General features: G+C 49.7%; 11 protein-coding genes. 7 read left to right on the top strand and 4 right to left on the bottom strand.

The genetic code is table 11. The features are described 5' to 3' along the window. Positions 1-10: 10 nt before the first annotated feature. From BMY62_RS04215 to BMY62_RS04205, 3 genes are all read right to left on the bottom strand, one after another. Positions 11-559: a chorismate--pyruvate lyase family protein gene (locus BMY62_RS04215; RefSeq protein ID WP_371264066.1), complete on the bottom strand. Its 549-nt coding sequence runs from the start codon at positions 557-559 to the stop codon at positions 11-13. 193 nt (positions 560-752) lie between these two features. Next, a complete protein-coding gene (recG, locus tag BMY62_RS04210) occupies positions 753-2,837 on the bottom strand; it encodes an ATP-dependent DNA helicase RecG (RefSeq protein WP_090656984.1) in 2,085 nt (694 codons plus the stop codon). Positions 2,838-2,885: 48 nt separating this feature from the next. Then, a complete protein-coding gene (locus BMY62_RS04205; protein ID WP_090656982.1) occupies positions 2,886-3,275 on the bottom strand; it encodes a Rid family detoxifying hydrolase in 390 nt (129 codons plus the stop codon). Between the two features lie 224 nt (positions 3,276-3,499). On the opposite strand from BMY62_RS04205, the gene murA reads away from it, so the two are divergent. Then, positions 3,500-4,771, top strand: coding sequence for a UDP-N-acetylglucosamine 1-carboxyvinyltransferase (gene murA, locus BMY62_RS04200; RefSeq protein ID WP_090656980.1), 1,272 nt, complete (start codon positions 3,500-3,502; stop codon positions 4,769-4,771). 171 nt (positions 4,772-4,942) lie between these two features. Here the strand turns inward: murA and BMY62_RS04195 are convergent, their stop codons facing one another. After that, positions 4,943-5,554, bottom strand: a complete 612-nt coding sequence (locus BMY62_RS04195; RefSeq protein ID WP_090656978.1) for a hypothetical protein — start codon at positions 5,552-5,554, stop codon at positions 4,943-4,945. Between the two features lie 288 nt (positions 5,555-5,842). Between BMY62_RS04195 and argH the strand changes: the two genes are divergently transcribed. From argH to htpX, 6 genes are all read left to right on the top strand, one after another. Next, complete coding sequence (gene argH / locus BMY62_RS04190) at positions 5,843-7,252, top strand: argininosuccinate lyase (RefSeq protein WP_090656975.1); 1,410 nt, start codon at positions 5,843-5,845, stop codon at positions 7,250-7,252. Between the two features lie 41 nt (positions 7,253-7,293). After that, positions 7,294-8,178: a fructosamine kinase family protein gene (locus tag BMY62_RS04185; RefSeq protein ID WP_090656973.1), complete on the top strand. Its 885-nt coding sequence runs from the start codon at positions 7,294-7,296 to the stop codon at positions 8,176-8,178. A 99-nt stretch (positions 8,179-8,277) separates the two neighbouring features. Continuing rightward, on the top strand, positions 8,278-9,960 hold the full coding sequence (locus tag BMY62_RS04180) for a CTP synthase (protein WP_090656971.1): 1,683 nt from the start codon (positions 8,278-8,280) through the stop codon (positions 9,958-9,960). Between the two features lie 143 nt (positions 9,961-10,103). Beyond that, positions 10,104-11,387, top strand: a complete 1,284-nt coding sequence (gene eno, locus BMY62_RS04175; RefSeq protein WP_090656969.1) for a phosphopyruvate hydratase — start codon at positions 10,104-10,106, stop codon at positions 11,385-11,387. Positions 11,388-11,399: 12 nt separating this feature from the next. Next, a complete protein-coding gene (gene ftsB, locus BMY62_RS04170; RefSeq protein WP_090656967.1) occupies positions 11,400-11,726 on the top strand; it encodes a cell division protein FtsB in 327 nt (108 codons plus the stop codon). Between the two features lie 130 nt (positions 11,727-11,856). Further along, a complete protein-coding gene (gene htpX, locus BMY62_RS04165; RefSeq protein WP_090656966.1) occupies positions 11,857-12,744 on the top strand; it encodes a protease HtpX in 888 nt (295 codons plus the stop codon). Positions 12,745-12,868: the final 124 nt, after the last annotated feature.

The following is a 12,868-nucleotide window of genomic DNA, read 5'->3' as shown; positions in this document are numbered from 1 at the left end:
CTCTACATCCCTACGTCAAATTCAGAATGTCGGGCAAAAACACTTCTGTCACCAAAATGGACCTGCACTGTAATGTGAACCGCGAGCGCCTGGCCCACAAGTGGGACGGATAGTCTGTCAGGCGTAAAACTGCGCGGTCATACAAGAAATGCCCGGCGCTGATTTTTTTAAATTCGAGCGGTGTACGCTTTACCCTGGGGTTGGTAAACAGCATGCTGGCCAACGGCCGATTGCCCAAATTATTCAGCGTACGCCATGCACCGCGCAAATCCTTGTGAGGCACAATCGAATGCGCAAAAACGACCGGCTTGTCGCAACAATACAGATACACTTCCCGTACCAGCGCCAGTTCGTGCGGACGCAGCTTCATTTTTATCCATTCGTCGCCATACACGCGTGCGAGCTCCTGGAATACCGGCTCCACATAAAACTGAGCGCAGCGCTCCTGTATGCGGCGCGTGAGTGAACCGCGAAACTGCAGCCAGTCACGTATTTCGGGAGAAACAGTACTTAATGCCGGAAGCCATGCCTGAGGATGCGCAGTGCTAATATTTGCCACGATAATCGATCATGTTGCCGCAAGCGGCATAAGAGTTCAAATGAAACAAAACGGGTTAGTTGGTAAATGAATTTTATCAGTCCGGCCAGTCAATCGGATAGCTGTCGACAAGCCACGCATTATACAACAGTCTGTACAGGTGCTGATAAAAGCTGCGCTCACACCGAAGCCACGCCACAATCTGTTAGCCAGTTCAGACACGCAAATATTCCGTTTTATCTCCCAGCCAGCGACGAATATGCCGTTGCGCCAGGTCGGGGTAATCGTTCAGCATTTCATCGGCCACGGATTGCGCGGCCGTCAATAATGCACCGTCCTGTTCAAGGTCGGCAAAACGCAGCATTGGCACCCCGCTCTGACGCGCCCCCAGAAACTCGCCCGGTCCGCGCAGACGCAAATCCTGACGCGCAATTTCAAAGCCATCAGTATGCTCAAAAATAATTTTCAACCGTTTGCGCGCTATTGACGACAGGGGTTGCTGATACAGCAAAATACACACGCTGGCATTCGCCCCGCGGCCCACACGTCCGCGTAGCTGGTGCAGTTGAGACAATCCCATACGCTCGGCATTTTCAATTACCATAAGCGACGCATTTGGCACATCAACACCCACCTCGATCACGGTCGTCGCTACCAGCAATTGAATATTACCCTGCTTAAACAGCGCCATCATGTCCGCCTTTTCCTGCGCCGTCAATCGCCCGTGCACCAGGCCAACATTCAGATCCGTAAATATTCTGCACAAGGTCTCGCAGGTCTCCATCGCTGTTTGCAATTGCAGTGTTTCGGATTCTTCAATTAACGGACATACCCAGTAAACCTGCCTTCCCTGCTGGCAGGCCTGTTGAATTCGCGCAACAACCTCATTGCGCCGGCTGTCGGCCACCAGTTTGGTAATCACGGGAGATCTGCCCGGCGGCAATTCATCAATAATCGACACATCAAGATCGGCGAAATAGCTCATAGACAGCGTACGCGGAATCGGCGTGGCACTCATCATCAACTGATGCGGAACGATACCGGACTGCTGCATGCCTTTCATGCGCAGAGCCAGTCGCTGATGCACTCCAAATCGATGCTGTTCGTCTATTATGGCCAGTCCCAGCTGATAAAAATTGACCTGTTCCTGAAACAGCGCATGCGTACCCACCGCGAGCATCGCCGTACCGGATTCGATGGCGGCCAGAACCGATAGCCTGTCTTTTTTCTTCTGCCCGCCTGACAGCCACCCCACCTGTATTCCCAAAGGCCCAAACCAGGCGGATAATTTCTGGAAATGCTGCTCGGCAAGAATCTCGGTCGGCGCCATGATCGCGGCCTGATAACCGTTTTCAATGGCCTGTAGCGCAGCAATTGCCGCCACAATCGTTTTACCGCTGCCGACATCGCCCTGCAACAGCCGCTGCATTGGGTGTTCAGACGTTAAATCGCGGCTGATCTCAGCTATCACTTTTTCCTGGGCCATTGTCAGACTGAAATCCAGCTGTGCCAGAAAACGGATACGCAGTCCGTGGTCATGCTTCTGGTTCAACTGAGGTGCTATGCGGCTGCGCCGCTGGCGGTAATGCAACCGCATCGAAAGCTGTTGCGCCAGCAATTCGTCGAATTTGATTCGTTGCCATGCCGGATGCATGCGCGACTGGAGCAAATTGACCTGCGTATCAGGCGGCGGGTGATGCAAGGTGAAAACACTGTCTTTAAATCCCGGTAGCCGGTATCGGTGAATGATTACATCGGGAAGTGTCTCATCAAACAATCCCGGCTGCTTCGAATGGCGCAATACCTGATGAATTAGTTTTGCCAGCGTTTTCTGCGGTAACCCCGCAGTCATCGCGTAAACAGGCGTCATGGCTGTTGCCAACGGTTCGTTTTCTTTAACGATGCGGCATTTTGGATGAACCATTTCCGCACCAAAAAAACCGTGACGGATTTCGCCGAGTAAACGCACTCTTTTACCGACGGCATACGCCTTGACCTGGCTGCCGTAAAAATTCAGCAAACGCATGCACAGAGAGCCACTACTATCCTCTATTCGGCAGATCAGCTGACGCCTTGGTTTCACAACGACTTCGTTATGCACGATTATACCCTCTATCTGCACAATCATTCCCTGTGGTGCATGAGCGATAGGAAATACATGCGTTTCGTCTTCGTAACGAATCGGCAAATGCAACGCCAGATCCATTTCGTTGTTAATGCCCAGCCTCGCCAGCTTTTCCTGCACCTTCGGACTGACCACCAGCGCAGCCGCATTCGACACGGAAGCATCGCTATCCATATTCGGGTTTCAGCCAGAAAGCGGCAGCCTGAGCATGATGCGCCTTCATTATGCGCCGATCACCATGACAGCATCCATTTCAACCAGCGCACCTCGCGGCAACGCCTTGACACCAATGGCTGCACGTGCCGGATAAGGCTGATCGAAATAGGTAGCCATGATTTCATTCACCATAGAAAAGTGTTCCAGGTCAGTCAGAAAAATATTCAATTTGACAATATCGTTCAGGCTGCCGCCGCTGGCTGAAGCGACCGCCTTCAGATTGAGAAAGACCTGCTGTATCTGCGCCTCGATACCGTTGACCATTTGCATAGTCGCCGCATCCAGCCCGATCTGTCCCGACAGATAAACCGTCGTGCCGCCACTGATTTTAACCGCCTGAGAATAGGTTCCTATCGCCTCTGGCGCCTGCGGCGTTTGAATCACTTCTTTGCTCATTGCCATCTCCTGTTGCTTAAAAATATGCGAGTATAATTGATTGACGCCAGCTTTCCATCATCAAAACGCACGCGCCTGCACATGCCTCTGTCTCTATCCGGTTGCTGAACGTGATTTCATGCAAAACCACTCTGCATATACGAATCCGGCAGAAAGACATGCATTGACAGGAGCCTGCTCGGCTATAATGACATTTTTTGGTCGACGCGCACTAAACCGTTTTCATGCATGAATCAAAACCCAAACTAATCATTCAGGGCGGCAATCCGCTTCGTGGAGAAATCCGTATTTCAGGCGCCAAGAATGCCGCTTTACCATTGCTGTGCGCTGCGTTGCTGACGGAAGATACCGTTCGAATCAGCAACGTGCCCCGGTTGATGGACATCACAACCATGCTATCGCTACTCAAACAGATCGGAGTTAACGTAGAAGACACCGGATCATCGGAATTTGTTTTGTGCGCAGCAAACCTGACACAGCTGACAGCGCCATATGACATGGTAAAAACAATGCGCGCGGCCATACTGGTATTAGGACCGCTGCTCGCCCGCGCAGGTGAAGCGTATATATCATTGCCCGGTGGTTGCGCTATTGGTCTGAGGCCGGTCGATCAGCATATCAAAGGACTGGAAGCCATGGGAGCCGAAATCTCTATAGAACATGGCTACATTCACGCCGTAGCCAGACAGCTGCACGGTGCCCGGATTGTGATGGACATTGTAACAGTGACAGGTACGGAGAACCTGATGATGGCTGCAACGCTTGCGCATGGCACAACAGTAATTGAAAACGCCGCGCGCGAACCGGAGATAGTTGATCTGGCCAATTGCCTGACTGCCATGGGCGCCAGGATTCACGGTGCGGGCAGCGATATTATTACTGTTGAAGGCGTACCAGCGTTGCGGGGCGCCGAGCATGCTGTCATGCCCGACCGCATCGAAACAGGCACATTTCTGGTGGCGGCCTGCGCAACCGGCGGCAATATCCATTTAACAGAAACAGACCCGCAACTGCTGGATGCCGTACTGGACAAGCTGACCGAATGCGGCGCCAGAATCGATACCGGAAACCGGTGGATTCATTTGGAAATACAGCAAAGACCCCAATCGATCACACTAAGAACTGCTCCGTATCCAGCTTTTCCAACCGACATGCAGGCCCAGTTCATGTCATTGAACTGCATCGCTGACGGCACTGCCATCATCACCGAAACCATCTTTGAAAACCGTCTGATGCATGTACAGGAGTTAAAGCGTATGAATGCAGATATACGGGTTGAGGGCAATACGGCTATCGTTCACGGCATACCCAGACTCGACGGAGCCCATGTAATGGCGACCGATTTACGCGCATCGGCCAGCCTGGTTATCGCAGGGCTTGTCGCACATGGCGAAACAGTTATTGACCGTATTTATCATCTTGACCGGGGCTATGAATCAATCGAGGAAAAACTCTCGCTACTGGGTGCCAGCATTCGGCGTACAAGGGCTCCGTGACGCAACTCATGTGCTCAATATCGGAATTCAGACACAAAAAAACCCCTGCTTTTATGACAGGGGCGAGACATTCTCAGAATTCATCGAGGCAATTTCGCAAAACTGCGTGTATTCACTGACTACACAACCCGCCGTTTGCCCAAGTTGCCTTTATCCAGATTCTTCTGCCAATCAGCTGACTTTACCCTGATTGTAGCTGATTACGAGAACGGCAACACGTTTGTTAAAATCAGAAATCGGTGCTATTAACAGTTTCTTGCCATCGACGTCAGATTTAATAGTTATACTGTGCACGTTAATTACATCTTTGGAATACAGATCGCTGCCTTTTACGTCTTCAAGCCGCTTGTCGGTAGATACCAGCAATTCACCATCTTCACTGATCAGAACGATACGGTCCGCATCAATCTGTTTGACAATATCGTTAAGATAAAGGCCAATCTGATCAATATTGTTACGGATCAGCTCGCTGCGCACCGCCCACGCCAGAACCTGCCCAAACCGCTCTTCTTCTTTTTTATACTGCTTGTCAGCATGTTCACGCGCCTGCTGGGTAATCAGTGTACGCTCCTTTTCAAGCATTTTGTTCATATCCGATTCGATTTTGCTGACAGCAATCAGCTTCCAGGCAAAAACGAAGATAATGATACCTACCAATACAAAAGCATATTTCATGGGCAATTGCTTCTGTGGAAGTTTTTCCAGCACTTCAAACCGTTGACCCAGCATAGAGAAAAATGTCGTTGCTTTAGATTGAAATGATTCATTATTCTGATCCGTCATCAATAGCTCCTTGTTTAGGTGACAGGTAAAAAAACTCTAATTATCCACTAATCCAATCTGAAGTGAAAGCGGATGATTTCAAAATTCAAATTCAGGACAACTTCAATATGAACAAGTGTTACACCGATGTTTTACAAAGGTTCGGTCGCCGTTCAGCGACAAAAATCCTGCAACCGGAGTATAGCAAATAACACCCGGTGCATTTTGATTTATAATCTAAAACTGACGCCAATCATCAAGAATACAACACTTGACATATAACGATTTACACAAAAGGAAACATACGTCTTGGCTGATAACAACGACAGCGACACAAAAAAATGGTCCGGCAGATTCGAAGAGCCCGTCTCGGCGCTGGTAGAGCGCTATACGGCCTCGATAGGCTTTGATTACCGGCTGGCAGCATACGATATACAGGGCTCTCTGGCGCATGCCCGAATGCTGTCCGCCCAGGGTATCATTACGCAAGATGATTTATCGGCCATAGAGCAGGGACTGAGACAAATCGGCGACGAAATTCGTGATGGCCGTCTCGAATGGTCGTTGCAACTGGAAGATGTGCATCTGAATATCGAGAAGCGGCTGACCGAATTAATCGGCGATGCCGGAAAACGTCTTCATACTGGCCGTTCCAGAAACGACCAGGTGGCCACGGATATCAGGCTTTACTTGCGCGCATCCATTGATGAAATCAGTCAACTAACACGTTCTTTGCAATGGTCCATCGTCAATCTCGCCGAGAACCATACAGCTACGGCGATGCCTGGATTTACGCATTTACAGGTTGCCCAACCGGTCACATTCGGCCACCACCTGATGGCCTATTTCGAAATGTTCAAGCGTGATGTCACACGATTATCCGACTGCAGAAAGCGCGCCAATCAGTTGCCGCTGGGTGCTGCCGCGCTGGCAGGAACAAGCTATCCGATTGATCGCAGACACGTAGCGCAGTCGCTTTCGTTTGACGGCATCTGCGAAAACTCGCTGGACGCGGTATCAGACAGAGATTTTGCCATTGAGTTCTGCGCCTGTGCCGCATTGATGATGACGCATCTGTCGCGCTTTTCGGAAGAACTGATTTTGTGGATGAGTCCCGCAATCGGCTTTGTCTCGTTGGCGGACCGGTTTTGTACCGGTTCATCCATCATGCCACAAAAAAAGAATCCTGACGTGCCAGAACTGGTGCGCGGCAAAACCGGCCGTATCAACGGACACCTGATTGCATTGCTGACTCTGATGAAAGCACAGCCACTGGCTTACAACAAGGACAACCAGGAAGACAAAGAACCGCTGTTTGATACTGTCGACACTTTAATCGATACACTACGCATATACGCCGATATGCTTTCAGGTATCCGGGTAAACCCGGAGGCTATGCGCAAAGCCGCAATGCAGGGTTTTTCAACAGCGACCGATCTGGCGGACTATCTGGTAAAAAAAGGCATACCATTTCGCGATGCGCATGAAATTGTCGCCCGCTCCGTTCGTTATGCCGAACACAAAATGTGTGATCTGAGTGATCTGACAATCTCCGAACTGCAGCAGTTTTCTGCAATCATTGAAGACGATGTATTTGCCGTGCTGACCCTGCAGGGATCGCTGAACAGCCGCAACCACCCAGGCGGCACTGCGCCCGAACAGGTACGTGCGGCCATTGTTCGCGCAAAAAACTGGTTATCGGAGGAAAAGCGCGATTAAATTTCGGACCAACATCTTCCAACTGCTTTCCTGATCAAACCATGAATGACTGGCCTGATATTGCAAAACACATCGCCGACACAATACAGCATGCTTTTGCACCACAAAAAATCGCCACAATCGGGGGCGGTTGTATTAATCAGAGTTTTTGCGTTGCCGACGACGAACGGTGCTTTTTTGTCAAAACCAATCATGCTGATGGACTATTCATGTTCGAAGCCGAGGCTGCAGGGCTCGCTGAAATCAGCCAGTCCGACACCCTGCGCGTTCCTCAACCGGTTTGCTGGGGTAAAAACGCGCATACCGCCTGGCTGGTACTTGAATATCTCGAGTTACAGCAGCGCGGCAACGGTGACAATCAAGCATTGGGCGTTAAGCTCGCCGCCATGCACCGTGTTCAACGACGCCAGTATGGCTGGGTTCGTAATAACACCATTGGCAGCACTCCCCAGATCAACACTCAGGATTCGGATTGGCTATCGTTTTGGCGTACTCACCGGCTTGGTTATCAGCTCAATCTCGCCAAAAAAAACGGATATCACGGCAAACTGCAAAAGCTCGGCGAGCGTTTGCTGGCAGATTGCGAGCGTCTTTTCAGCAATTATACACCTGCGCCTTCTCTGCTTCATGGCGACTTGTGGAGTGGCAATTTTTCATATGACGCCACCGGTTGCCCCGTTGTGTTTGATCCCGCCGTATACTACGGTGACCGTGAAACCGATATCGCCATGACTGAATTATTTGGTGGCTTTTCCGATCATTTTTATTCTGCTTATCGGCATGAATATCCGCTGGAAATTGGGTATAATACCCGTAGGGTTTTTTATAACCTTTATCATATCCTGAATCACTTGAACTTGTTTGGCAGTGGCTATCGCCATCAGGCTGAACAAATGATGGATTATTTACTTGCTGAGATTCGCTGACAAATCATGATACCCCAGACTATTGGTCGTGCACATGCCCAATCGAAACAAACACATTTTTTGTATTCACATTCAGATTTCAAATAATATCCGCGCCCGATGACCAAATACGTTTTTGTAACGGGCGGCGTCGTATCATCACTGGGCAAAGGTATTGCCGCAGCATCGCTTGCCGCCCTGCTGGAAACACGGGGAATCAGGGTAACCATGCTCAAACTGGATCCGTATATCAACGTTGATCCCGGTACCATGAGCCCATTTCAACATGGCGAGGTATTTGTTACCGAAGATGGTGCGGAAACCGATCTTGATCTCGGTCATTATGAGCGCTTCATCAGCACCAAAATGACCCGTCACAACAACTTCACAACGGGTCAAATCTACGAAAGCGTTATCCGCAAGGAAAGGCGTGGCGATTATCTGGGGGGGACCGTCCAGGTGATTCCGCACATCACCGACGAAATCAAGCGGTATATTCAGGCAGGTGTTGGCGATGCCGACGTCGCCATCATCGAAATCGGCGGAACAGTCGGCGATATCGAATCACTGCCGTTTCTTGAAGCTATCCGTCAGATGGCCACGCAATTGCGCACTGATGACACCTGTTTTATTCATCTGACTCTGCTGCCCTACATCGGTTCGGCAGGCGAGTTGAAAACCAAACCCACACAACACTCTGTCAAGGAATTACGCGAGATCGGTATACAACCAGATGTATTGCTCTGCCGCTCGGACCGTGAAGTACCCAAGGAAGAACGTCGCAAGATCGCCTTATTCACAAATGTAAAAGAACAGGCGGTCATCTCTGCCGTTGATGTCGACAGTATTTATAAAATTCCGGCTTTATTGCACGAGCAAATGCTCGATGAAATCATTTGCCATAAACTCGACATACTCGCCAGACCTGCCGATCTTAGCGTCTGGAAAAAACTGGTTCATGCGCTCGAACATCCGACTTATACCGTAACAATCGCACTGGTCGGCAAGTATGTTGATCTCACCGAATCGTACAAATCGTTATCAGAAGCGCTGGTTCATGCCGGCATCCATACATGCTGCAGAATCAACATCAGCTATGTTGACTCGGAGCAAATTGAAAAGGAAGGTATCGACTGTCTGAGAAATATGCATGCCATTCTGGTACCGGGAGGATTTGGCAAGCGCGGCGTGGAGGGTAAAATCCAGGCTATCAACTACGCACGTATCAACCGTATACCATATCTGGGTATTTGCCTTGGCATGCAACTGGCGGTCGTGGAATATGCGCGCAACAAAACCGGCATGAAAGGTGCTCACAGCACCGAATTTAATCCGGATACACCTTATCCCGTGATCGCACTGATTACCGAGTGGCGTAATCGCGACGGACGCCTGGAGACACGCGACGAAAATTCGGATATCGGTGGCAGTATGCGCCTGGGCGGACAGGAGTGCATGCTGAAAAAGAGTTCACTTGCCCGGGAAACCTACGAAGCGGATCAAATTATTGAGCGGCACCGACACCGTTATGAAGTCAACAGCGACTATTTAACCGAGCTGGAACAAACCGGATTATGTGTCAGCGGTGTTTCACGCGAAGAGAATTTATGTGAAATTATCGAGTTGTCCAGAACCGAACATCCCTGGTTTCTCGGCTGCCAGTTTCACCCGGAATTTACGTCCACCCCCAAAACGGGGCACCCGCTGTTCAAGTCCTTTATCAAAGCGGCAATTGACTATTCCAGCAATCAACAATCATCCGGAGGAACGCATATCAAACAGGTTGCGTCTACAAAAACATGATACCGGCACCGTCTGTTTGACAACATACAACACAGACCATGGAAACCGCATGAAAAAATGATCGTTTCATCAAACAGTCACTAGAAATTCTTAGCATCACATTAACAATAAAGCCAATCAGATAACACAGGGAAAACGTAAGCATGAGTGCAATAGTAGAAGTCATCGCCCGCGAAATTCTGGATTCTCGCGGTAATCCAACCATTGAAGCAGACGTCCTGCTTGAATCAGGCGTTCTGGGACGCGCCTCGGTTCCGTCCGGAGCATCGGTTGGCACCCGGGAAGCCGTTGAGCTCAGGGACGGCGATGAGCAGCGTTATCTTGGCAAGGGTGTTCTCAAAGCAGTTGAGAATGTCAACACCGAGGTGTCGGAAACACTGATCGGTCTGGATGCGGTAGATCAGACCTTTATTGATCAGGCGCTGATCGACCTGGACGGGTCTGACAATAAGTCACGTATCGGTGCCAACGCTTTGCTGGCTGTTTCGCTGGCGGTAGCCAAAGCCGCTGCAGACGAATCCGGACTTCCCTTGTACCGCTATTTGGGTGGCGCAGGACTGATGTCGATGCCGGTACCGCTGATGAATCTCGTCAACGGCGGAGCGCACGCTAACAACAATATCGATATGCAGGAATTCATGATCGTCCCGTTTGGGATTGATAACTTTCGCGATGCCATGCGCTGCGGCGCTGAAGTTTTTCATGCGCTGAAAAAACTGCTGAATGAAAAACAGATGCCGACCACAGTAGGCGACGAGGGCGGTTTCGCCCCGAATCTGAACACCAACGAAGAGGCACTGCAGCTGATTGTCAACGCTATTGATCTGGCCGGATACCAGCCTGGTACCGATGTCGCAATCGGCGTTGACTGTGCGAGCTCTGAATTTTTTTCCGATGGAAAATACCATCTTGCATCCGATGGACTGAGCCTCACTTCGGTACAGTTCGCAGACTATCTTGCTGCCTGGGTAGATAAATATCCCATCATCAGCATCGAAGACGGCATGAGCGAACATGACTGGGACGGCTGGGAGTTGCTCACCAGCAGACTTGGCAAAGCCGTTCAACTGGTTGGGGATGATATATTTGTAACCAATGCTAAAATCCTACAGGAAGGTATTCTGCGCAATATTGCCAATTCCATTCTGATTAAAGTTAATCAGATCGGCACACTTACTGAAACCCTCGCAGCCATTGAAATGGCCAAATGTGCAGGCTATACTGCTGTAATATCGCACCGCTCCGGTGAAACCGAAGATACAACAATTGCTGATATTGCCGTTGCAACCAATGCACTGCAAATTAAAACCGGCTCGCTGTCGCGTTCAGACCGGCTGGCGAAATACAATCAGTTACTGCGTATAGAGGAAGATTTGGGTGATACCGTTAGATATGCCGGCCGCAGAGCCTTTTACCAACTAAAGTAATTATCAAAAACCATGAAATATCTGGCCGCCGCCATTTTGACTTTGATTCTCATACTGCAATATCCACTGTGGTTTGGCAAGGCCGGCTGGCTCAATGTGCAACAGCTCAAACAAAATGTGGCTGCTGCACATGAAAGAAATATTGAACTGCAAGATCGCAATGCAATACTGTATGCTGAAATCAATGACCTCAAACAGGGAACCGATGCAATTGAAGAACGTGCACGCAGCGATCTCGGCATGGTCAAAAAAAATGAAGTTTTTTTTCAAATCATCGAGAGCAGCCCGTCAACCACAGTACCCCCCACCAATTTTGCACACATTAATCGCGCACAATAAAACACTCCCTTCGGCCAACAGCACTATCAAGCAGCCAGTTCACATAGCCGTTACTTGAAAACTCTCAATAAATCCGCATATTGTTTAGCGCAATATACGTTATGATTTGATTTTAATTCGGAGTAATTGAATGAAAAGAATTTTTCTTTTTCTCGCTACAAACCTGGCAATTATTGTTGTACTGAGCATTACATTACGTCTGCTTGGGTTTGAAAGAATACTGGATGAGCAGGGAGTTGGCCTGGATATGAACTCCTTGTTATTGTTCGCTGCTGTATTTGGTTTTGGCGGCTCATTTATATCACTGGCCATGTCCAAATGGACAGCCAAACGACTTACAGGCGCACAAGTCATTGAAATGCCGCGTAATGCGCAAGAACACTGGCTAATCACTACTGTGCAGCAACAGGCAAAAGCGGCGGGTATAGGCATGCCGGAAGTAGCCATTTATCACGCACCGGACATCAACGCTTTTGCTACCGGGATGTCAAAAAACGATGCGCTGGTTGCTGTCAGTACCGGTCTGCTAAACAGCATGAGTCAGGATGAGGCCGAGGCGGTGCTTGCCCATGAAGTCAGTCATGTCGCCAATGGCGATATGGTAACGCTTGCGCTTATTCAAGGTGTTGTCAACACATTTGTTATTTTCATTTCACGCGTTATCGGACATACAGTTGACCGGGTAATCTTTAAAACCGAGCATGGGCATGGACCGGCATTCTGGATCACTGCCATTATTGCTGAAATAATTCTCGGCATTCTGGCAACCATTATTGTCATGTGGTTCAGCCGTCAGCGTGAATACCGTGCAGATGCAGGTGGCGCCAGTCTTGCCGGCCGGGAAAAAATGATTGCTGCCTTGCAACGTCTGCAGATGACTGCAAAACAGCCGCACCTGCCGGATCAGCTTGCTGCATTTGGAATTGCAGGTGGACTCGGCTCAGGACTCAAGAGTCTGTTCATGTCACATCCACCCCTTGAAGACAGAATTGCTGCATTGCGCGAATCGCGCTATTGAATACACTCTCGACCACAGTCGATAAAAACCCGACAGCCACAGGAAACGCCGTATTGTCTGAATGGTAATACGGCGTTTCCTGCTGTTTGAGATTCGTCACACCACCGAAATCCTGCAGGCGTGA

The organism is Nitrosomonas marina, from assembly GCF_900111605.1.
Lineage (GTDB): Bacteria > Pseudomonadota > Gammaproteobacteria > Burkholderiales > Nitrosomonadaceae > Nitrosomonas > Nitrosomonas marina_A.
Note: the sequence above shows the minus strand (reverse complement) of the source record. Positions and strands in the feature narration are given on the sequence as shown.